Here is a 21,720-nt window from a genome sequence, read left to right as displayed (position 1 = left end):
TGCTTCTTTGAATTTATGTGCTGCTGGATCCGAATAGTTCTATTAAATAGGGTGACTTGACTGCAAAGCCTTCGGCATAAGGGATAAGCTTCCGCTGTCCCAACAAGGCATCTCTCGCTTTGACCCGCTCTACATATCCCTGGTTCAGCGGGGTCGGAGCGACATCCTCTCCCGGAGCTGCCGCCTGTCCAAATTGCGAGCGGTAGCACGCCAAGGCCTGCTCCTTGAGCGGATAGAATCCAGTAACGTCGACGAGCAGATCTGGCGTTCTCCAGTCATTGATGAAATAGAAATATAAATCAGGCGCCGGAATCGAAGGGATCTCCGGCATATACCGGCGCAGCTTGGCGTTGAATACGGCTTCCTCTACTAGCTTGCTCGCCGCGATATGATCCGGATGGCGATCCTCCCAGTAAGGAGCGAACACGATGCCCGGCGAACAGGACCTGATCGCCGCGGTGACCACGGCCACGTTATCAGGCGTTGCTGCCAGGCCGCGATCAGGCAATCCGAGATTGCTCCGGTAAGACAGCCCGAGCACTTGCGATGCGGCGGCAGCCTCCTCTTTGCGCAGCTCAACGTTGCCGTTCGAGGATAGCTCAGCTTCCGTTAGATCGATAATGCCTACCTTATATCCGGCCGCAGCCTGCTTGGCAATTGTGCCGGACATTCCTATTTCCGCATCGTCAGCATGGGCGCCAATTACGAGAATATCCAGCTTCATGCTCATTTCGCCAGCCCCGGCTTGTTCTGCTCGACGAGCTCGCGCCAGGCGAAATCACCCCGATCAAGAGCCCGGATTAGTATTTCGGCCGTAGCCATATTCGTAGCCACAGGGATGCCGTGTACGTCACAGAGGCGCAGCAATGCCGTAATGTCCGGTTCATGCGGCTGAGCCAACAGCGGATCGCGAAGGAAAATGACGAAATCCATTTCATTCTGAGCAATCAGCGAGCCGATCTGCTGGTCTCCGCCAAGCGGCCCTGACAGGAAGCGGTGTATTTTCAGCCCGGTGCTCTCCATGATCCGGGCGCCCGTTGTTCCCGTTGAATACAGTTTCTTATCCTTAAACACATGCTCGTAAGCAATGGCCAAGTTAACGATATCTTCTTTCTTGCGATCGTGAGCGATAAATGCGATGTTCAACATGTGCGATTTCTCCTTTTTAAGCAGCATCTCATATAAATTCACTTTATCAGTCTACAAAATGTTCGAAGCCGTAAATCAAGCCCTCATATTCAAGCACTTTCTTGACAGCAAGGTTGACGCCCGGCATATAGCCCGCGCGCTCGTAGGAATCATGGCGAATTTTCAAGGTTTGGCCGAAGCCGCCAAAAATGACCTCCTGCTGGGCAAATACCCCCGGAAGACGGACGCTGTGAATGCGAAAGCCGCTATAAAGGCCGCCTCTTGCTCCATCGATCGTCTCCTCTTCGTTCGGGTTACCCTGACGCAGCTCTTCGCGATTCGTGGCGATCAGCTCCGCCGTCTTGACGGCAGTCCCGGAAGGCGCATCCAGCTTCTGATCCCCATGATATTCAATGATTTCCAAATGAGGAAAATACTTGGCGGCCTGAGCTGCGAACTTCATCATCAGAATGGCACCGATGGAGAAGTTGGGGGCAATCAATCCGCCGATCCCCCGCTCCCGGCACTGCTTGTCCAAATCCTCGATTTGCTCCGGGGTGAAGCCCGTTGTCCCGATTACCGGACGGACCCCATGCTTGATCGCGGTCACGGTATTGGAATACGCCGATTGCGGCGTAGTGAAGTCGACGAGCACCTGAGGCTTGCCTTCAACTAAGGCCAGCTCCAGATCCTTGCTGAGCGTAACGCCGCAGGCGGGCAGACCGACCAGCGTGCCCGCATCGGTCCCTTCATCCGATAAATTCACGGCTGCGACGAGACGTAAACCGGGATCCTCCAGCACCATTTTTACTACTTCTTTACCCATTCTGCCGCCTGCTCCAGCAACAGCTACTCTGATTTGTTCAGTCATAATATGATTACCTCTCATTCCCTAGGATGATGATTGTTTGATCTTGGATTTAAATCGTTGCTCCAATGTAAGAAGCTGCTTCGTAATCGCTTCGTCCTGCGGAAGCTGCGACGCCTCCTGGACAGCCTGCAAAGCAAGCGCGTATTGCTGCAGCTCGCCGTATGCAATCGCAAGCCATAGCTGTGCGATGACGGACAGCGGATCCAAATGAACCGCTCGCTCCAGCAAATGAACCGCAGACTCGGCCAAACGGCCTCGCCGGGCCTGGGAGTGGGATTGCTCAAGCTGTTTTTTCGCCATGACCGTCAATTCCTTGGACTGCAGCCTGTCATAATGCGATTTATATTCCTTATGGGCGGGCTCCAGCGTCGCAGCCAGGCGGGCATGATGGATCGCCTTTTCCAGCCGGTCGCTGCGCGCACAAGTAATGGACAGGCGATAGTGGATGTCCGCATGGTCGGGCCCCTCCGAAAGCGCCTGTTCAAACCAGTGAATCGCCCCTTCAAAATCATTGTCGAAAATGCTGCGGTAAGCTTTTTTCAAGCATTGTTCAACCTGCATATGCTGTCCCCCCACGTATGGGCTGAAATTAATACAGCATATGATGCTTCCTGCTAATCGGTGTCCTTTTTGGTCCACCGGTCTGCATCGCGGGTATTAAATTTATGCATCACCCTATTGTGGGCCTCCGTCAAATCGATTCCAAGCGAATTCGCAAAGCAAATCGTGATGAACAATATATCGCCTAGCTCCAATTCGATCGAGTTGTCGGCCTCCTCCGGCTTCTTGGGCTTCTCGCCAAATTGATGGTTCACTTCCCGCGCCAGTTCGCCGACCTCTTCACTCATTCGGGCAAGCATGCTAAGGGGACTGAAGTAGCCCTCCTTGAACTGCGATATGTATGCGTCCACTTCCCGCTGCATTTCCGAAAGTGTCTTCTCCTGCAATGCCTATGCCTCCCCGTCTTTACTCAGGTTTTAACCCTATGTTATCGTAAAGACGTTTTGAAAACAAATCATTTTTTAATCGCCGCACAAAAAGGTATACTATATGAGTTGAACAACAATCCGAGGAGAAGCTGGGATAAAAATGTGCGCCTGTCTATACTTCTATTTTATAGAGGGGAAAATCGAAATACAGGCCTAACTTATTTTATTACAGGTGGGATAATTGATGAAAACAATCAGACTGACAAGCTATTTACGAACCATGCTTCCCATAATGCTGGGAACGGCGATTTATGCTTTTGGACTGCTGTATTTCATTATTCCGAATCAATTAATGGAGGGCGGAGTTACCGGCGTGACGATTCTGCTGAATTATGCGTTCGGCATATCTCCTTCCGTCTCCAACCTCGTACTGAATATCCCTTTGTTTTTATTAGGATGGAAAATATTAGGGGGGCGCTCGATCATTTATACTGGCCTGGGGATCGCTTCCTTGTCTTTTTTCCTCTGGATATTCGAGAGCATGATTCATAACGGCTGGATTCACCCGTTTACGACCGAGCATGATTACATTCTGGCTTCTCTCTACGCCGGCGTTACGCTGGGAGCGGGCCTCGGGCTTGTCTTCCGCTTCGGCGGCACGACCGGCGGCTCCGACATCATCGCCAGAATTCTCGGCCGCAAATACGGCTGGAGCATGGGGCAGGTCATCCTTAGCCTGGACGTGGTCATTATCGGCCTGTCGCTGTTCTACATCCGCGAGGAGAACATTCTGTACACGCTGGTCGCCGTGTTTATTGCCTCCAAGGTCATCGACTTCATTCAGGAAGGCGCCTATTCCGCCAGGGCCTTCACGATTATCAGCGACTATGCTCCCGAAATCGCCGATATCATCACGACGGAAATGGAGCGTGGCGTCACGCTGATCCCGGCGGTTGGCGCTTATTCCAAGCAAGCTAAGCATGTAGCCTATTGCGTCGTTTCCAGGCAGGAAATGCGTCGTTTGCGGGCCATCGTCAAGTCGGTAGATCCCAGAGCATTCATCATTATCAGCGACGTCCATGACGTGCACGGAGAAGGCTTTAAAGAAGAATAGCCCCGCTTCGCAAAGGAAGCAGGGCTGCCGGGAGGAGATTCATTTCTCATATAATGCAATGCCTATTCATCCCGCTTGTTGAACAGTCCCCCGATCCCTTTCGGCCTGTGCACCGAAGAAACGCCCTGCTCGGCTTGATATTTACGCATCGCTGTATAGGTTAGCGCAAGCATGATCCAGCCGCCGATCAGAGCGCTCCAATACCAGGGGCTTGCATTGCCGACAATCGGCAGAAAAACCGGCTCATGGCCTTTTCGTCCAAACAGGTCCTGAAGAAGAGGAGCCCCTTGATCGATGGCTCCCTTCAGCGCAGCCTCGTCCCAGACGGCTTCGTTACCGAGGCGCTCTACATAAGACAGCCAAGAATCGAACTTTCGAATATCTGCTGCATCTCGTTGAATGACCGCCGCTGGCCTGATCATTCCATAGTTAGCCTGCAGGGATTGCAGCGCTACCTTGAATCCCGTCCGGTCGCCGCCCGAGCGCGCCTTTCCCATGTCCTGCAGGCTGCTGGACATCACTTTATAGTATTGCTGCCACAGGGCGTCCCGCTTATGCGTCAAGCTGTTCACCGCTAGCCTGAGCCGGGCAGACGTCTCAATCCAGGCTTCCGGCGCCAGCTTCACCCGGTGGATCGTATTCCTCGTATCCATAATGCATTCTGCAAGAGCATGAATTCCATCTACAGAGGTCAAGCCTTTAAAGCTCAGCCCCTCCAGCACCTGGATTAATTGATCCATTTCCTGATGAGCGGCCGCCGTATCGCCTTGCTGCATCACATCATACAGGCGCTCGGTCACCGCTTCGAAATGCTGCAATCGTTCAGCCCGCTCCTTCGCAGACCCCGCAGAATCAGCCTCACTGGCTTGCGCCGTATCCGGGTACGGCACAGACCAGCACAAGGCTAACAATACGCCCAGCAGCACGAGCAGCCCCCGCCTATCCTTAACCCGCCTCACGGACATCCCCCCTTACCAAACATGGTATGGCAAGCTGTCCTTCCTTAGAACCGCGTTATGTTCTTTTTGCCGCTCTCATCGCGATCCAGCCGGCGGCGATGCTGAAGCTGGTTAGGGCTACGGTAAAGATCATTACTGTGCCGACATCATCCCATAGGGCTTGCGGCAGCCATGGATAAACGCCATAAGAATAATCGATAAAATCATTAAGGAACGTCCATGCTCCCGCTATAAGCAGCGTAATCGTCCCGTACTTGAAAAAACGCACGAACAACAGCGCTTCGGCTGCCATCGCTAAATGCGAAGCAACCAGCATCCAATCCTGCCACACAAGCGGATCCCCTTGATAAGCCCCTGCAAAAATAATGCTTACAGCCCATATTCCATATTTCACGCTTGTAACGACGGCTAAAGCTTCAATAATAGTCCGCATTCGATGATACTTAGACAATAAATCCGGAAACATAAGGAATAATAGCGCTATCGTGAAAAACAGACTCGCCGTCGGGCTGTCCGGTACAAACGGAATCAACCAGCGGGGATAATTGGCCCATGTCTCCTGGAGCTGTGCTCCATACCATATGTATCCATAGATCGTGCCAAGCAAATTGCTTACGAACAAAGCCCATAAAATGAACCGGCTCGTTAGAAATTCCCGGCTCCACAACAATGACAGCCTCAACTTTCATACTCCTTTCATACTGCAGGCCTGCCGCAGCATACTTGTCCTTATGAAATCAAAAACCTGATCGGTCATTACGATCAGGTTTTGATTTATTCCTATTTTACTGTTCGGCTTTTTGCTTCGCAAGCCATCCGGCCAAGTGATCGATGTCTTCATCTGTAAGACCCGCGCTAGTTGCGGCATCATACATCGGCGGCATCGTTTTGTAGCCTTCATGAATAATCGTTAGAATCTCATCCTTGCTGTGCTTGTCGCCAACCCCGCGCAATGAAGGAGCAGCAGTCCCTTTCAAATCGGCAGCGTGGCAGTTGATGCAGGTTGCCTTCTCATAAAATTCCATCGCAGGATCGTCTTTATCCACGATGGCAACCTCCTTCTGCCGAACGGCATTCGAGGTAGGCAGCCCTTGTTCCCGCTTCTCCCTAGCCTCTTCTTCACGCTGGATATGCTCCGGCTGCGTGCCCGAAGCTTCAAGCTCATGCTTGTAGTGCGTCCAGGCTACATTCGTCAAATAAACGACTGCAGCAAGCGACAGGAACATCAGCGATGAAGCGATAGGACGGCGATAGAAGCGGCGTTCCTTCCCGCGATCCAGGAACGGAGCAAGCAATAGGCCGCCGAACGCTACACCCGGAATACCGAGTGTACCGAGTACAACCCAATCTCCAGATGCGTAAGGATATTTCAAATACTGGTACAGAAACAGGAAGTACCAGTCCGGCATCGGAATGACCGATGCACTCGGGTTAGCCGGGTAGCCTAGCGGCGCAGGTTCCGCAATGGTCAATACCAGGAACCCGACAAGCACTACAACGCCGACCATCCATTCTTTTAACAAAAAGTTCGGAATAAACGCCTCCGACTTACCGGGGTATGCCGTATAATCGGGAGGAGTGATAAATCCGTTGCCCTTGCGTACGCGCGAATCGCCGACAAATACGACTTTCTCTTTCGATTTGTCTACGTGAGCCATGTTAATGCCTCCCTTCTCAATTTTATAGCGGACCGGAAATACCCTGTCTGCGGATCATAATAAAGTGTCCTACCAGAAGGATAAGCAGCACGGCCGGAAGGAAGAACACGTGAATGGCAAAGAACCGAGTAAGCGTCTCAGCGCCAACGATCGTACCGCCCTGAAGCAATTCTTTAATGACAGGTCCGAGAACCGGCACAGAGTTAGCAATTTCCAATGTAACTTTCGTTGCAAAATAAGCTTTGTTGTCCCATGGCAGCAAATAGCCCGTCAGACCGAGTCCGATCATGACGAAGAAAATCAGCATGCCCACCACCCAGTTCATCTCGCGAGGCGCTTTGTAAGAGCCTGTGAAGAATACCCGGAGCGTGTGAAGGAACATCATAACGATAACCAGGCTTGCCCCCCAGTGGTGCATACCGCGGACGATCTGGCCAAAGGCCACCTGTGTCTGCAGGTACTCTACACTGGCGTAAGCATTAATAATGTCAGGAACGTAGTACATCGTAAGGAACATCCCCGACAGGATCTGGATTACAGTAATAAAAAACGTCAAGCCGCCGAAGCAATACACGAAAGCGGAGAAGTGATGCGCGGGGTTAACATGCTCTGGAACCTCATGGTCCGCAACATCTCTCCAAATCGGCGTGATATCAAGACGTTCATCAATCCAGTTGTACACATTTTTAAACATCCGAATCTACGCCTCCTTATTTCACGATCGTATTCGGGATAATTTCTCCCAAATAGACCCAATCGTCCTTCAGCATGACTTTATATTCGTCAAGCGGAGCGGACGCGACTGCCAGCTGCTTGCCCTCTTTCGTATAGTGCGCGCCATGGCAAGGGCAGTGATACTCGTTAGGGAAATTCGCATTGCTGTTCCAGCCGACCGTACAGCCCAAATGCTTACAGATCGGTGAAAGCGCATAAATTTTGCCGCTCTCATCTTTGCGGATCCAAGCGACGAGTGATGCGGTACTCAAGTACCAGCCATCCTGCTGCTGCAGTTCGAATTTGAACTCCTGCGGCTCATTTGTTATTTTACTGGCTTCAACCACTTTAACAAAAGTGCCCTCGCCTTTCTTTTGCAGAATCGGGTCTACAGCAAAGCGTACCATTGGCAGCGCTGCACCCCCTACCATAAAAGCGGTAGCGCCTCCCAGCGTATATGTAAGAAACTGCCGACGGGACATTTCCTTACGTGTAGGCGGTCTATGCGATGATTCATGCTCGTCGTTATGAATGCTCATACTCTCTTCAACCCCCTTTGCAAGCCAATTCTCTCTCCCGTTTCAATGAGAAATATCACATGTTTTGGTAAGACATATTAATAATATATTAGGGTTCCTAGAGCGTCAAGAATATCCGGTGTCTTTTTACGCTCCCGTCACTCCACGAGTACATAAAATGTTGATAATTTGTCACAATTGACGGATTTAGCCCATTTCCCACATCTGCAGAATTTGCCTGCTCACTCTAGAGCTTGCCTCTGTACCCTGCATCCCCTCAAACTCGCTTGGCGCAACGATTAAATCGGCATTGGGAATTTTATCCGCAGCCAGTTTGACATCGGCAGAGACGACAATAACAAAGGTAAACCCCGATAACTTGACATGGTGACAAACTTCATTTATTTGCGGCATAATATCATCCCTTCCATACTGAAAAGAAGGATATGTAACCACTCTGCCCTTGAATGGAGTTTCGATCCAGTCCATGATGTCTCTCAGTCTCTCTAGCGCCGCCGTCACCTCATAGGGCTGTTCGTTCCCGGTAAGCCCTGTAACCGGAATGAGGCAAGTATCCAGATACGGGCGCAATTCCTCCCATGATGCTTCATCTACTTCACTGAATTTCATGTCTATCCCCTTCCTTTATTCTTTAAACATTATATACAAAGGGGACCGCCAAATAAAAGAATTGCAAAAAAAGAATGCCATCAGCGGCATTCTTTCAAACCCTCCAGCGCTTTCAGTTCTTCCGTTAAAGCTCGAAAAGCCTCTTCGTCACCCTTGGCCAAGGCGGAATCTATTTCACTATAAATTTGCTCGGAACGGTGTTTCCGCAGAGCTTCATCCCATATCATCTCCGCAGCTAGGCCAAGCATCACTTCGTAAGTAACCTTCATTTGATCCATAGGATGCACCTCCAACTAGATCCTGTATTCTTTTCCCTTCACTACATAGCCGTCTGAAGTCAGCTTCATTCGCTGCAAATCGGCTTCCGTAAGTTCGCGTACAACCCTTGCCGGTGAGCCTAAAGCCAGCGTATAGGGCGGAATGACTGTATTTTCCGTGACTAAAGAACCTGCTCCTATTAAAGCATATTCACCGATATCGGCTCCGTTTAAGATGATCGCCCCCATGCCGATTAAAGTGCCTTTGCCTATTCGGCATCCGTGAATAATCGCGGCGTGGCCAACGGAGACATCATCTCCGACGATTAAGGGCTGCCCCGCATTCACATGGCCGACCACTCCGTCCTGGAGATTGGTTCTCTCTCCGACTACGATTTCCGCCAAATCCCCTCTTAACACTGCATTGAACCATACGCTGCTATTCTTGCCGATCGTAACATCGCCGATCAGCTTTGCGCCTTCCGCAACGAATACTGAAGCATCCACCGCAGGCCGCTTTCCCCGGTAATCAAGCAACATATTAACCACTCCCCCGCATTTGATTGGGTGTGATTGTAACAGCTGCAATCGGCCGCTGTCAATGACGGGCCGAGCCCTTTCCTTGCGGTACGCTAATGCTTCTGAAGCTGCTGAACACATTCCCTGCCAAAGGGGGTTGATTGGACGAGCCTGACGCCGGCATCGCCTTCACCGATCCGCAGCATGCCCAGATGAAGCATCATCCGCAGAAGGCGTTCTTCGAAAATGGACTCCGGAGTATCATAGAAAAAAGGCTTGATCAAACGCTCCAGGGTTGCATACAGCGAAGCCGCCGTTACCCATTCTCCGGTGCACCGCTCAATCCAATAGATGAGAGAGAGCAAGTTAGGGACAGGCCCTTTATAAAGTCTTAACCAAAAGCTAACAAACTGTATCATCGGTTCTTGTTTATTGCCCGCAAGAAATTCGCTCCCGTTAGCGGTCAAGATCAGCAATCCGCCTTCCTCCCTTATCCATTTCATGTGGTACGCATAGTCGTAGATCAGCGCCAAGCGGCTAGGGTAATCCTTGAACCTGCGCCCGTAGCCGAACCTCCAGCCTTTGCCTACCAGCGGCTCTGAAATATGGAGCTTCTCCATGAGCTGCATTTGGTTTCTGCGGTACATAACCCCTTCCGCATTCAAGGGAATTTCATGATGATACACGTAATCCAGCAGCTCTCTCAAATCCTTCGGGAGCAGGTCATGCTCTTCCCTGTAGACGGTTGGTTCCGCGTCCGCTTTGTAGGTGGCCGACTTGAAGCGGGCCTCCAGCGACACTTTGAAGCGCCGTTTCAAATCCTCGGGAACCTCAAAGAAGTACCTCGTGCTTGCTGTTGTACCGTTAAACAGCCATCCTCGCTGCCTGAATCTAGTGATCATATCCCTGGGACTCTCGCGGTCCTTGGCGTCCTGGTCGAAACGCGACTGCTGTGCACAGGCGATCAATTCTTCCAAGCTGAACTGGCGTCTTCCATCAAAAAGCAGCATGTTCAGAAAGCGCAAATCCTCCAAGCTCAATTCATCAAGATGCCGCTCGATAAACTCCCTTCGCCCAATCGTTTGAAGAATCGACTGGATCAAATCGCGCTTGGAGTTGCCATTGCACTCGCATCGGTAATGGTCTGCTATTCTGCTAAGCTGTCCGATATCGGCAAAAGTGAGCATTTCCGCCAAGTCCATATTTTACCGCCTCGCTGTTTTACTACCATTATGGGAAATTTTGCAGCTTTTATTCCGTATCCGCAAAAAAAAGTAACCCGGCCTAGAGGCCGGGTTACTCCGTTTTCTTCAAATCTCTTCAAGATGCTGTGTGCAGTTGTACAGCAGCATGTCCCAATTCTGCTCCTTCTTCTCTACGATCGTAAGCGATAAATTACCGATCCGTTCCGTATATTTGTTATCATATAAAGCTATGTACAACTGAGCCAGCAGCGCCCCATGGGATACGACAAGGATGCGCTTATCGGGGTACCGCTCGCTCAGCTCCTCCATGAATTCAAGCGCGCGTCTCCGAATGTCATCCTCCTTCTCCTGGCCGAGGTCGAGCGCATGCCAATCCTTCCCCCATAGCGTCTCCCTCTCCTCCGAGGTTAAGCCTTCGATCTGCCCGAAAGCCCGCTCCATCAGCCTTGAATCCGGATCGTACAACGGAATGCCCAAAATATCGGCGATGATTGCACCCGTCTCCTGAGCGCGCGACAGCCCGCTTGTAATGATAAAATCCCAAGGCTGCACATCGCTCTCGCGCTTAAGCCTTTCCGCCAGTTTAAGGGCTTGCTTCCGCCCCTCGTCATTGAGGGGGATATCGCTTTGGCCTTGAATTTTTCCCGCTGCATTCCAATCTGTCAGTCCGTGACGAATTAATCCGACAATCATCTTAACCTCCGCGTAGTTTAGCTTTGTTGAAAAGTAATATTCCGGTCTAGCGTTTAAAAACAAGCGCTTCTTCCCAATTAGAGGTGAAGAAGCGCTTGAAACGTTCAATTATCTTCTTGCCCGGCGTATGCCACTATATGATACTAGCGCCAGGACCATTCCTGCCATGGACAGGACCATCCAATACTGTGGATATGCAGGCCCCATCTGGACCACGAAAGGCTCGACGACTCCCCGTGAAACGGTGGATAGATCCAATATAGGCAGCTCCGAGGAATGGCCCATATCCTCCGTAATGACAACCGGCTGGAGCACTCCAGTGGCCGGACTGATCGAATCGCTGTCCTTGCCGTAACCGCCGATCAGGAATACGAGTACACTGCACAAGAATACGGCCAGGAAGCAGGCAGACCACAGCGAGACGCGCCGCCTGATCCGGTTGGTGATCTTGCTATGCTCGCCGCCAGGTGCAAGCCAAGGCGATTCCGCATAAATTCGATCCATGACTCTGCGGTTCACCCGCTCGGCCTCCTCGGCGGAGACCTCTACCGGCAGTTCCTGAATAATATCCACGCTCTCTTGCCATACGGAATATTCAGCCGCACAGTATTCGCAGCCCAAAACATGCCATTCCAGCATCTTACGCTGGGGATGATCGTCCGGTAAATCAGATATTAATCCGAACAGCTCTTGGGCTTCTCTACAATTCATCTGCTTTTCATCCCTTCATACGGCTCGTAAATCTGTTCATAAAAGTAGGGTTCAAGCTGACTTTTCACACTGCTTCGTGCACGAAACAACAAGGATTTCACCGCGCTTACGCTCTGTCCGAGCACGTTGGCAATCTCCTGATAATCCAGCTGGTCGTACTCCCGAAGGATGAGCGCCGACCTCTGCTTCTCCGGCAGGTTGTTAATCGCTTCGCGCACCATGCCAACCTTCTCGCTCCGCAGTATCGCCTGCTCCGGCGCAAGCTCGTTAGGCGCAACCGGAACAACGCCGCTCTCTTCCAGCGGAACGCTTCCGGCGCGCTGCTTCCGCAGCTCGCTCAGTACGGTGTTTCTCGCGATGGTGTACAGCCACGTAGAGAACGATGCATCCACTTCGCGGAAGGAGTGCAGGCTCCGAAATGCTTTATAGAACGTTTCCGAGCATAAATCTTCTGCGAGCAGCTCCATATGAGCGCTCTTCAACATGTGGTAGATGAAGGCCAATATCTTGCGCTGGTATCTCCGCATCAGCTCAGAATACAGCTCCGTATTGCCTTCCTTAATTTCACGAATCATTTGGGAATCCGTCATTTGAGTGCGATCCTCCTCGCCCATCCATGTGCTTCTTCCCGTTCGACTCTCTTCTCTTTATTACCGAACAGGATCCAAAAAGTTGCGGTTTCTAAGCTATTTTTTTAAAAAACCAAATTATTTCTGTTTTAGCAGGCGTTCATACAATCCTTGAATATTATACCATAGAATTTTAATTTGAAAAATAAGCCTTATGTAACTGCCAACTAATCTATAAACGTAAGCAGCGGAGAAATTGTTGCATAAATCTGCTATTTATTTAGAGAGCAAAAAAAAAGGCCACTTCGTAAAGTGGCCACTGCTCAATTTAGAGCAACAGTTATTGGATAGGAGTGGAGAGAAACCATACTGTACTCTTATTATATTGTATACGTTTTCATTTTGTCAACACTATTTTTTAATCGCTTTCATTTACATTTTTGCGGGGGTGCCCTGCACCCTCCGCCTAAACGTAAACTTTATAATCCAAAGACTGCAAGAGCTGCTTCGCCCGCTCCATTTCAGGCTCCTGGCGGAACGATAAGCGCATGACTCCCGGTACATCCTCCCGGCTTTCGATAATTTGCATATTGCTGAGATTGATGTGCTGATCGCCGAGCTGGGTCGCAATTTGCCCTATGATGCCGGGATGATCGGGCACATCGATATAAATATCGTACAGGGAGGTAATTGCGCCTTTGCGCCGCTCCGGCAGCTCGCTGCGGAATTGATTGGCGGTAGCGAAAGCCGCCTCGATGCCTTCTCCATCCCGCGATTCCAGCAGATGGATGAAATCCTCGATTTCGCGGTTCCAATCCTTCAGCAGCTTGAGCAAAATGTCCCGGTTGCTTAGAAGGATATCACGCCATATGACCGGGTCGCTGGAGGCGATTCGCGTAATATCCCGAAATCCGCCAGCAGCCAGCATCCGGTACAAGCCGCCTTCATCCGCGTTGTTGTATGACCGGACTTGATTTACGAGCGCAACCGCAATAATATGCGGCAAATGACTGATTGCACCGACGATCTCATCATGCAGCACCGGATCTACCCGGACGATTTGCGCCTTCGTATGAGCAAGCAGCTCCTCCAGCCTCACGTATGCTTCCTCAGGAACGTCCTCCGAAGGGGTCAGCACATAATACGCATTCTCAAACAACAGCGTAGAAGCAGCCTCGACCCCGGACCGCTCGGAGCCGGCCATCGGATGGCCGCCGATGAAATGAACGCCTGGACGGCTCAACCTCGCCGCACACGCCGCCACCGACGCTTTCGTGCTGCCGACGTCCGTAATGATGCAGCCCTCCTTAAGCGGCAGCTCGCTTAATTTCTGCAAATACGGCTCAAGATTGCCCACAGGAACGCATAAAAAAATAAAATCGGCGTCGCACGCCGCTTCTTCCATGGATAGAGTCACGGCGTCTGCGACGCCGCGATCCAGGATTCTTCGTTGAGATTCAGGGCGGTGGCTATGCCCAACGACGGTTAAGCCGGGTTTGCCCTTGAGGCAAAGCGCCAGCGAACCGCCGATTAATCCTACTCCGAAAATAGCTACTTTGATGGACATGAATTCTCACTCAATTTCTACGATTTGGATTTAATATATGCTTCTTCGAGAGCTAGGCCTGTACCTGGCCGATCTTCAGCACCTGTTCCAGAGCGGCGATGAATTTAGCATTCTGCTCTTTGCTTCCAACGGTGACGCGAATATAATCCGGATATTTGCCGAAGCCCGAACGAATGATGACGCCCAGCTTCATCAGCTCCTGGAATACCTCCCCGCCCGGTCTGTTGACCTGAACCAGCATGAAATTGCCATGTGCCGGAAAATAAGCAAGGCCTAAGCGATCAAACTCTGCGCTTAAAAATTGAATGCCTTCGGCATTCTTCTCCCGGCATTCCTTCACGAACTCATGGTCAGCGATGGATGCCTTGGCGGCAGCCTGGCCAAAACGGGACGTATTGAACGGCTCGCGGACGCGATTGATTAACTGAATAACCTCCGGCTGGCCGACGCCATAACCGATCCGCAAGGAAGCAAGGCCGTAGATCTTCGAGAAGGTCCGCAGGACGATTACGTTAGAATAACTGCCGAGCAGGCTGATTCCGTCCGGATAGGATGCATCGGTCACATACTCCGCGTATGCCTCATCAAGCACAACGAGAACATGGTCCGGGACGCGGTCGAGGAACGAGCGCAATGCGTCGTCCGTGACGATGGTACCCGTCGGATTGTTGGGATTGCAGATCCACACGATCTTGGTCTTCTCGCCGACCTTGGCCAGCATCCCTTCAAGATCATGCGTGCCGTCCTGCAGCGGGACCTCGATAATCTCCGCACCTTCAATCCGCGAATTCGTATTGTAGACGGAGAAGGTCTGATCCGCCATGACCGTCTCATCCCCCGGCAGCAGGAAGGCACGGCAGATCAGAGCGATGACTTCATCCGAGCCGCAGCCGAAGATGATTTGTTCCTTGCTTACGCCCAAATGCTCTGCAAGCGCCTCGGTCAGCTCCGCGGAGCTCCCGTCAGGGTACTGCGTAATATTGGCAAGCTCTGCTTCAATCGCCGCGCGCACACGCGGAGAGCAGCCGAATGGATTTTCATTGGAAGCCAGCTTAATGACTTCCTTAAGGCCTAGTTCCTTCTTTACTTCTTCAGCCGGCTTGCCTGGCTGGTAGACAGGAAGGTTGACTATTCGGGATTTTGGCAGCATCAGTTAAGTTCCTCCTTGAGTAAAAAGCTATGATTTTAATTGTGCCACAAAGTCGCGAATTTGCAATAAGCCTTGCGATTTCGTTGCTGGATTCTGCAGGAGGGGTATGGATTCCTCGATTTTGCGCACGATCGCACTGCCTATAACCACCCCGTCGCAAATTTCCGAGAAACGGCGCACCTGCTCCCGGCTGGATATGCCGAAACCGATCGCTACGGGCAGTTCCGTTTCCGACTTAACCGTATTTATGAACTGTTCCACGCCCTCGTAGAACGATGTTCTCTCCCCGGTAACGCCCAGTGACGAGACGCAGTAAATAAAACCGCGCGCCGATGACATAATCCGGGCAATCCGATCGTTAGATGTAGGTGCTACGAGCGGGACAAGCCTGATATTGGCCGCATCCGCCATGGCAAGCACCTCGCCGGATTCCTCAAAAGGCAGATCAGGAATAATAAGGCCGCTAATCTCTGCCTCCTGCAGCATAGCGAAGAACCGCTCAAGACCGATTTGGAGGGCAGGATTGTAATAAGTAAATAACACGAACGGCATCGTCACGCCGCGTTGCTTGGCTTTACGCGCAGCGTCGAGGCACGTATCGATCGTAATGTGATGAACAAGCGCGCGCTCGGAAGCGCGCTGAATGACAGGTCCGTCGGCCAATGGGTCCGAGTACGGAACGCCCAGCTCCACAATGTCAGCCCCTGCCTCCTGCAGGGCAACGAGAATGTCCACTGTCGTAGCCGGATCCGGATCGCCAACCGTAATAAAGGGCATCAGCGCTGTCTTGCCTTCGGCCCGAAGTCGTTCGAAAGTCACATCCAAGCTATTTAATGCCGCTGCCTTCATAATTGCTTCGCTCCTTCCGTGTAAGCCATGATCGACTCGACATCCTTATCTCCGCGCCCTGACAGGCAGATGACGATAATCTTGTCCTTGCTCATCCCGGGTGCCAGCTTCACAACCTGAGCCACGGCATGCGCCGATTCCAGCGCGGGAATGATGCCCTCCGTACGGCTTAAGAGCCCTAAGGCATCCAGCGCCTCTGCGTCCGTGATCGGCACGTACTGAGCCCGCTCAATATCCTTCAAATACGAATGCTCCGGTCCGACGCCGGGATAATCCAGGCCAGCCGAAATGGAGTGTGCAGGCAGCACTTGACCGTGCTCATCCTGCAGCAAATAGCTCATCGAGCCTTGGAATACGCCCCTTGTTCCCTTGGTCATTGTTGCCGCGTGATGCTCGGTATCCACTCCCCGGCCGGCTGCCTCTACGCCGACCAATTGAACGGACTTATCCTCCACGAACGGATAGAACATGCCGATGGCATTGCTGCCGCCGCCTACCGCAGCGACCAGCATATCCGGAAGCCGCCCTTCCGCTTCGACAATCTGGCGGCGCGTCTCGTCACCGATAATCCGCTGGAAATTCCGGACCATCATCGGGTACGGATGCGGACCTGTAGCCGAGCCGAGAATATAGAACGTATCCTGCACATTGCTCACCCAGTAGCGCAGCGCCTCGTTGCAGGCGTCCTTCAACGTCCGCGTACCGGAGGTGACAGGAACGACCTCAGCTCCAAGCAGCTTCATCCGGAATACGTTCAGCTGCTGGCGCTTCGTATCCTCCTCGCCCATGAAGACCTTGCATTCCAGCCCGAGCAAAGCAGCTACCGTCGCAGTAGCTACGCCATGCTGCCCCGCGCCCGTCTCCGCGATGACCTTGTTCTTGCCCATCCGCTTGGCCAGCAGGGCTTGCCCGATCGCATTATTGATTTTATGGGCTCCGGTATGGTTCAAGTCCTCACGCTTCAAATAGATTTTCGCCCCGCCGAGATGCTCCGTCAGCCGCTTGGCATAATAAAGCGGGGTTTCCCGGCCAGAATATTGCTTCAGTAAATAGCGGATATCCTCCAGAAAATCCGGGTCATCCTCATATTTACGGTATGATTCCTCCAGTTCGATGAGCGCGTTCATTAATGTCTCCGGCACATATCGGCCGCCAAAGGGACCAAAGCGCCCCTGTTCGTCAGGTACTTGCGTCATTTCCCTTTCACCCTCTCCACGAATGCTGTAATTTTAACTATATCCTTTACTCCGTCAGTCTCTACGCCGCTGGACACATCCACGCCATCCGGTGCAAGGCAGCCGATCAGCTCCCCCACATTGCCGGGATGGAGTCCGCCTGCCGCCAGGAACTCGATCTGGTGCTGATTCGCCCACGCCTTGTAGGGCTCCGCTCTCTCCCAGGCGAAGGTCTTGCCAGATCCCCCGCCATAGAGCGGATCGTACGTATCCAGAAGCAGACCGTCTATGGCTTCTTCGTAACCAGCCAAGGGACGTTCATGATGGATCGAACCATCATCCTTAACCGACAGGGCTTTAAATATCTTCACCCCGAACGCTTGCCTCACTTCCCGGCAGAAATCAGGCGTCTCCGAGCCGTGCAGCTGTATTATATCGAGAGGAGCTTCCGCCAATATTCGCGAAAGCTCCGGTAGAGTCGGATTAACGAACACGCCGACGCTTGCCGGCGCCGTTCCCGTCATCCAATCCTGAAGTATAGGAATCAATTCAGCAGCCTCAGCCCCGCTTACCTGACGCTTGCTCTTGGCGAATACAAAGCCAATATAATCTATAGGTAAGTGTACCATAGATTTTAGCACTTCAACGGATTGAAGTCCACAGATTTTTACCGCTGTGCTGCTCATTTTCTAACAGGCTCCTCTCCCTGACAAAAATTAACGTCCAACCCGGTTCAGTGAGCCCATGACGTCATAAACCGCCTGCTTTACATCCGGCTGCCGCATGAAGGTCTCGCCGATCAAAACGCCTTTAGCGCCGCAATCCGCCAGGAATTGAATATCCTCCGCGGTCTGAATGCCGCTCTCGCTAATGAGCGTAATGCCGGAGGGCATCTGCTTAGCCAGCTCCGCCGTCACCTGCAGCGTCGTCTCGAACGTCTTCAAATTGCGGTTGTTGATGCCGATCAGTTCTGCGTTCCCCAGTCTAAGGACGCGATCCAGCTCGGTATGATCATGAACCTCTACCAAAGAGTCGAGCCCGAGCGAGGCTGCGAGCTGCAAATAATCCTGCAGCTGGGCATCATCCAGAATCGCGGCGATGAGCAGGACGGCATCTGCCCCAAGCAGCCTTGCTTCATAAATTTGACGCTCATCGATAATGAAGTCTTTGCGCAGCAGCGGCAGCTGCACCGCCTCGCGAATGGCCTGCAAATATTCGCCGCTCCCTTGGAAATAAGCCTCATCCGTAAGGACGGAAATGCAGTCCGCTCCGGCCTCCTCATAGCTGCGGGCAATTTCTACCGGATGGAAATCCGCGCGAATCAAGCCCTTGGAGGGCGATGCCTTCTTCACCTCGGCAATCAGCCCCATTGCCCGATTTCTACCTTCCGCCAGTGCGCGGTGAAAGCCCCTGGTCGGACTCATGCCGGAGATCATCCGCTCAGCTTCCTTTTGCGAGAAATGTTCGGCTAGCGCTGCAACTTCCTGACGTTTCGTTTCTACTATTTTATCAAGATACATAGCTAAGTGCCTCCGTTGTTTTAATAAGCTCCTCCAGTTTACCATAAGCTTTGCCCGAGTCGATCGATTCTGCGGCGATGACGACGCCCTCGCGAATGCTGTCCGCAAGGCCGGATACATAGATGCATGCACCGGCATTGGCCAGCACAACATCCCGGTAAGCGCCCTTCTCTCCCTGCAGCACGCGGCGAATGATGTCCGCGTTCGTAGCCGGATCGCCGCCCATCATCTCGCTCAGCGGATAGGTTCCGAGTCCGAGATCGCTTGGATGCACATCATAGGTCGTCACCGTTCCATTTCTCAGCTCCGAAATGCGTGTCCCGGAAGAGATGCTGATCTCGTCGAGACCTTCATAGCTCGTCACGACAAGCGCCCGCTTCAGACCGAGCTCCCGCATCACTTCGGCGACGGTCTCCGTCTTCTCCCGATCATAGATGCCCAGCACTTGACGATCCGCTCCCGCCGGATTGGTCAGCGGGCCAAGCATATTGAATACGGTCCGTACGCCCAGCTCCTTGCGCGGAGCCGCAGCGTATTTCATCGATGGATGATACAGCTGGGCAAAGAGAAAGCAGATGCCGATGTCGTCCAGGCAATGCTTCGCCTGATCCGCGCTGAGGTGGATGTTGACCCCGAGCGCTTCTAGTACATCCGCACTTCCGGCACGCCCTGAGGCCGAACGGTTGCCGTGCTTGGCTACCCGGACAGAGACCGATGAGGCTACGATGGCCGAGGTTGTAGAAATGTTGAATTTGTGGATGCCGGAGCCCCCGGTACCGCAAGTATCCAGCAGCTGCTTCGTTTCCGTGTGCAGCCGGTTCGCGTGACTGCGCATCACCTCTGCAAACCCGGCGATTTCGTCAACCGTCTCCCCCTTGATCCGAAGCGCCGTCAGGAGCCCGCCGATCTGGGCGTTCGTCATTTCGCCGTTCATCAGCATTTCCATCACGCTTCGCGCTTCCTCCCGCTTCAAATTCTGACCTTGTATCAAACGGTGAAGCACCGATTGCAGCATTTCCTGTCCGCTCATAGTCCCTTCCTCCTCATCCCTTTATTCAAGGGGTATATTCATACAAATAATCCTGGTTAATGACCGCTTCGTCGCCCGATTCGGACGGGAACATCGCCTCGGCCGTTCGAATCGCCTTCAGCAACGCCTTCGCTTTATTCATGGATTCCTGATATTCATTCTCCGGCAGCGAATCCCAGACAACTCCGCCCCCGGCCTGCACATAGGCCTTGCCGTTCTTGAAGACGATCGTCCGAATCGTAATGCAGGAGTCCATATTTCCGGAGAAGCCGAGGTAGCCGATCGCCCCGGCATAAGTGCCGCGGGCCTCCCGCTCCAGCTCCGCGATAATTTCCATCGCCCGCAACTTCGGAGCGCCTGACACCGTGCCCGCCGGAAGGCAGGAGATGAAGGCGTCGAAAAAGTCCTTGTCGTCCCGCAGCTTGCCGGATACTTTGGACACCATATGCATAACGTGGGAATAACGCTCGATGTCCATGTAGTTCTCACATTTCACCGTGCCGAATTCAGATACGCGTCCAAGGTCGTTCCGTCCCAGATCGACCAGCATCACATGCTCGGCGCGCTCCTTCTCGTCCTGCAGCAAATCCGCCTCCAGCGCCAGGTCCTCCTCCGTCGTCGCGCCTCTTGGCCGAGTTCCGGCGATGGGCCGCGTCTCCACGCGGTCGCCCTCCACCTTAACGAGCGCCTCGGGGGAGGTGCCGACGATGATCTCCTCGCCCATTTTCAAATAATACATATACGGGGAAGGATTCATCGTACGCAGCACACGGTAGACATGAAGCGGATCGACCTCCGTCTCGATATGGAAGCGCTGGGACAGCACCACCTGAAAAATATCGCCAGCCCGGATGTACTCCTTGCCTTTCTCCACCATCTCGAGGTACTGCTGCTTGGTCATGTTTGACTGAATCTCTCCCAGCTCCACGTCGACGGGAACCGGCCGGCGGTTAAGCCGCTCGCCCGGACCTTCATCCAGCAGCAGATCCGCCATTTCATCCAGAGCCTGCTGCGCCTGCCCGTAGGTATGGCGGATATCCTCGTCGCTATCGCCATCCTGAACGTGGACGTTTGCCACCAGCAGAATATTCTGCTTCACATGATCGAAGACGATCACCCGGTCGCAGAACATAAATTGAATATCCTGCATGTTCATGTCGTCGACTTGATGGGCCGGGAGCTTCTCGTAATACTGCAGCAAATCGTATCCGAAGAATCCGATTGCCCCGCCCGTAAACGGCGGCATTTCCGGCAGCTTCGGGCTGCGGTATTTCCGCAGGATGGCCTTTAGCTCCTCCAGCGGCTTGCCGGGAAGCTCCGTCTGCTCGCCCGCGCGCTCAACAACCACCTTGCCCTTCTTCGCCTTGACCATCATGAAAGGATCGGTACCGATGAAGGAATATCTGGCCCATTGAATTCCCCCTTCTACACTTTCCAGCAAAAATGCCTGTTCCCGCTGGGCAACCCGGCGAAAAATGCGGATTGGCGTCTCCATGTCAGCCAGCAGCGGACGTACGATCGGAATTAAATTGTATTGCTTAGCCAGTTTGATTACCTCTTCAACATGCGCGGTTGTCATGTCCTTCACTTCCTTCTCCTCAACATTATGATGCTGCAAGCTGTGATGGGTTCTAGTTGTCGAATAAAATAAAAAAACCTCTACCGAAGTAGAGGTTGGCTTAGATTCGCAAGTCACATATGGCTACACAGATCCCATGAATCGCACAAGCAACAACAAGTCAGCTTATGGATTGCAGCGGCCTCAATTGATGATAAACAGCAGGCGCAAGGCCAGCCCATCCTACAAGGCGTCCAAATCCACGACTTATGTTCTCATGTCTATGCTCAGGAATACTGTAACTCAGCTCTGCTCTGCTCATCTAAAAACTCTACTCAGCTCATAAATCACTAACAAGACTAAATTCTGTAATCAAATATACATGATTCCTCGTTC

The 21,720-nt window shown here is 52.5% G+C and carries 26 protein-coding genes; 1 reads left to right on the top strand and 25 read right to left on the bottom strand.

The annotated features are described in order from the left end of the window. Positions 1-13: 13 nt before the first annotated feature. Genes bshB1 through BN2762_RS15295 form a run of 5 tightly spaced genes read right to left on the bottom strand, consistent with a single transcriptional unit; the run spans position 14 to position 2,922 of the window. Positions 14-724, bottom strand: coding sequence for a bacillithiol biosynthesis deacetylase BshB1 (gene bshB1, locus BN2762_RS15315; protein WP_055110100.1), 711 nt, complete (start codon positions 722-724; stop codon positions 14-16). A gap of 2 nt (positions 725-726) precedes the next feature. Then, positions 727-1,149 (bottom strand): methylglyoxal synthase, encoded by a 423-nt coding sequence (mgsA, locus tag BN2762_RS15310; protein ID WP_187386537.1) that lies wholly within the window; start codon positions 1,147-1,149, stop codon positions 727-729. A 46-nt stretch (positions 1,150-1,195) separates the two neighbouring features. Next, a complete protein-coding gene (gene dapB / locus BN2762_RS15305; RefSeq protein WP_055107794.1) occupies positions 1,196-1,999 on the bottom strand; it encodes a 4-hydroxy-tetrahydrodipicolinate reductase in 804 nt (267 codons plus the stop codon). Positions 2,000-2,020: 21 nt separating this feature from the next. Continuing rightward, on the bottom strand, positions 2,021-2,560 hold the full coding sequence (locus BN2762_RS15300) for a tetratricopeptide repeat protein (RefSeq protein WP_055107793.1): 540 nt from the start codon (positions 2,558-2,560) through the stop codon (positions 2,021-2,023). A 53-nt stretch (positions 2,561-2,613) separates the two neighbouring features. Next, a complete protein-coding gene (locus BN2762_RS15295) occupies positions 2,614-2,922 on the bottom strand; it encodes a nucleotide pyrophosphohydrolase (RefSeq protein WP_055110096.1) in 309 nt (102 codons plus the stop codon). Positions 2,923-3,172: 250 nt separating this feature from the next. Between BN2762_RS15295 and BN2762_RS15290 the strand changes: the two genes are divergently transcribed. Continuing rightward, positions 3,173-4,042, top strand: a complete 870-nt coding sequence (locus BN2762_RS15290) for a YitT family protein (RefSeq protein ID WP_055107792.1) — start codon at positions 3,173-3,175, stop codon at positions 4,040-4,042. A gap of 62 nt (positions 4,043-4,104) precedes the next feature. On the opposite strand, the gene BN2762_RS15285 is transcribed toward BN2762_RS15290, so the two are convergent. The 20 genes from BN2762_RS15285 to trpE all read right to left on the bottom strand — a co-directional run bounded on the left by BN2762_RS15285 (position 4,105) and on the right by trpE (position 21,345). After that, on the bottom strand, positions 4,105-5,001 hold the full coding sequence (locus BN2762_RS15285) for a sporulation protein YpjB (protein WP_083484951.1): 897 nt from the start codon (positions 4,999-5,001) through the stop codon (positions 4,105-4,107). A 55-nt stretch (positions 5,002-5,056) separates the two neighbouring features. Beyond that, positions 5,057-5,683 carry a DUF1405 domain-containing protein gene (locus BN2762_RS15280; RefSeq protein WP_055107790.1) on the bottom strand — a complete coding sequence of 209 codons (627 nt, stop codon included), beginning with the start codon at positions 5,681-5,683 and terminating at the stop codon, positions 5,057-5,059. A gap of 103 nt (positions 5,684-5,786) precedes the next feature. Next, a complete protein-coding gene (locus BN2762_RS15275) occupies positions 5,787-6,659 on the bottom strand; it encodes a menaquinol-cytochrome c reductase cytochrome b/c subunit (RefSeq protein ID WP_055107789.1) in 873 nt (290 codons plus the stop codon). A 22-nt stretch (positions 6,660-6,681) separates the two neighbouring features. After that, positions 6,682-7,353: a menaquinol-cytochrome c reductase cytochrome b subunit gene (gene qcrB / locus BN2762_RS15270; protein ID WP_016311825.1), complete on the bottom strand. Its 672-nt coding sequence runs from the start codon at positions 7,351-7,353 to the stop codon at positions 6,682-6,684. A 16-nt stretch (positions 7,354-7,369) separates the two neighbouring features. Continuing rightward, a complete protein-coding gene (locus BN2762_RS15265) occupies positions 7,370-7,912 on the bottom strand; it encodes a Rieske 2Fe-2S domain-containing protein (protein WP_055107788.1) in 543 nt (180 codons plus the stop codon). Positions 7,913-8,098: 186 nt separating this feature from the next. Next, on the bottom strand, positions 8,099-8,521 hold the full coding sequence (locus BN2762_RS15260; RefSeq protein ID WP_055107787.1) for a DUF2487 family protein: 423 nt from the start codon (positions 8,519-8,521) through the stop codon (positions 8,099-8,101). An 80-nt stretch (positions 8,522-8,601) separates the two neighbouring features. After that, positions 8,602-8,799 carry an IDEAL domain-containing protein gene (locus tag BN2762_RS15255; protein ID WP_055107786.1) on the bottom strand — a complete coding sequence of 66 codons (198 nt, stop codon included), beginning with the start codon at positions 8,797-8,799 and terminating at the stop codon, positions 8,602-8,604. 15 nt (positions 8,800-8,814) lie between these two features. Beyond that, the gene (locus BN2762_RS15250) at positions 8,815-9,318 is read right to left on the bottom strand and encodes a gamma carbonic anhydrase family protein (RefSeq protein ID WP_055107785.1); all 504 of its coding nucleotides are present in this window, start codon (positions 9,316-9,318) and stop codon (positions 8,815-8,817) included. A 92-nt stretch (positions 9,319-9,410) separates the two neighbouring features. Beyond that, on the bottom strand, positions 9,411-10,499 hold the full coding sequence (locus BN2762_RS15245; protein WP_055107784.1) for a hypothetical protein: 1,089 nt from the start codon (positions 10,497-10,499) through the stop codon (positions 9,411-9,413). A gap of 108 nt (positions 10,500-10,607) precedes the next feature. Beyond that, positions 10,608-11,195 carry a histidine phosphatase family protein gene (locus tag BN2762_RS15240; protein ID WP_055107783.1) on the bottom strand — a complete coding sequence of 196 codons (588 nt, stop codon included), beginning with the start codon at positions 11,193-11,195 and terminating at the stop codon, positions 10,608-10,610. Between the two features lie 108 nt (positions 11,196-11,303). Further along, positions 11,304-11,906 carry an anti-sigma factor gene (locus tag BN2762_RS15235; protein ID WP_055107782.1) on the bottom strand — a complete coding sequence of 201 codons (603 nt, stop codon included), beginning with the start codon at positions 11,904-11,906 and terminating at the stop codon, positions 11,304-11,306. Beyond that, positions 11,903-12,496: an RNA polymerase sigma factor gene (locus BN2762_RS15230; RefSeq protein ID WP_055107781.1), complete on the bottom strand. Its 594-nt coding sequence runs from the start codon at positions 12,494-12,496 to the stop codon at positions 11,903-11,905. Before BN2762_RS15230 ends, BN2762_RS15235 begins: the two co-directional genes overlap by 4 nt. A 445-nt stretch (positions 12,497-12,941) precedes the next feature. Beyond that, positions 12,942-14,042: a prephenate dehydrogenase gene (locus tag BN2762_RS15225; protein WP_055107780.1), complete on the bottom strand. Its 1,101-nt coding sequence runs from the start codon at positions 14,040-14,042 to the stop codon at positions 12,942-12,944. A 52-nt stretch (positions 14,043-14,094) separates the two neighbouring features. Beyond that, positions 14,095-15,192, bottom strand: coding sequence for a histidinol-phosphate transaminase (gene hisC, locus BN2762_RS15220; RefSeq protein WP_055107779.1), 1,098 nt, complete (start codon positions 15,190-15,192; stop codon positions 14,095-14,097). Between the two features lie 27 nt (positions 15,193-15,219). Beyond that, the gene (gene trpA / locus BN2762_RS15215; RefSeq protein WP_055107778.1) at positions 15,220-16,041 is read right to left on the bottom strand and encodes a tryptophan synthase subunit alpha; all 822 of its coding nucleotides are present in this window, start codon (positions 16,039-16,041) and stop codon (positions 15,220-15,222) included. Next, positions 16,038-17,237, bottom strand: a complete 1,200-nt coding sequence (trpB, locus tag BN2762_RS15210) for a tryptophan synthase subunit beta (RefSeq protein WP_055107777.1) — start codon at positions 17,235-17,237, stop codon at positions 16,038-16,040. The genes trpA and trpB overlap by 4 nt, the downstream gene beginning before the upstream one ends. Then, positions 17,234-17,902, bottom strand: a complete 669-nt coding sequence (locus tag BN2762_RS15205; protein ID WP_055107776.1) for a phosphoribosylanthranilate isomerase — start codon at positions 17,900-17,902, stop codon at positions 17,234-17,236. Before BN2762_RS15205 ends, trpB begins: the two co-directional genes overlap by 4 nt. 30 nt (positions 17,903-17,932) lie before the next feature. Next, a complete protein-coding gene (trpC, locus tag BN2762_RS15200; RefSeq protein ID WP_055107775.1) occupies positions 17,933-18,736 on the bottom strand; it encodes an indole-3-glycerol phosphate synthase TrpC in 804 nt (267 codons plus the stop codon). Then, positions 18,726-19,766 carry an anthranilate phosphoribosyltransferase gene (gene trpD / locus BN2762_RS15195; protein ID WP_055107774.1) on the bottom strand — a complete coding sequence of 347 codons (1,041 nt, stop codon included), beginning with the start codon at positions 19,764-19,766 and terminating at the stop codon, positions 18,726-18,728. Before trpD ends, trpC begins: the two co-directional genes overlap by 11 nt. 25 nt (positions 19,767-19,791) lie before the next feature. Next, positions 19,792-21,345: an anthranilate synthase component I gene (trpE, locus tag BN2762_RS15190; protein ID WP_055107773.1), complete on the bottom strand. Its 1,554-nt coding sequence runs from the start codon at positions 21,343-21,345 to the stop codon at positions 19,792-19,794. Between the last annotated feature and the right edge of the window lie 375 nt (positions 21,346-21,720).

This window comes from Paenibacillus ihumii, from assembly GCF_001403875.1.
Lineage (GTDB): Bacteria > Bacillota > Bacilli > Paenibacillales > Paenibacillaceae > Fontibacillus > Fontibacillus ihumii.
The sequence above is the reverse complement of the archived record's forward strand: the minus strand, read 5'-3'. Positions and strand labels throughout refer to the sequence as shown.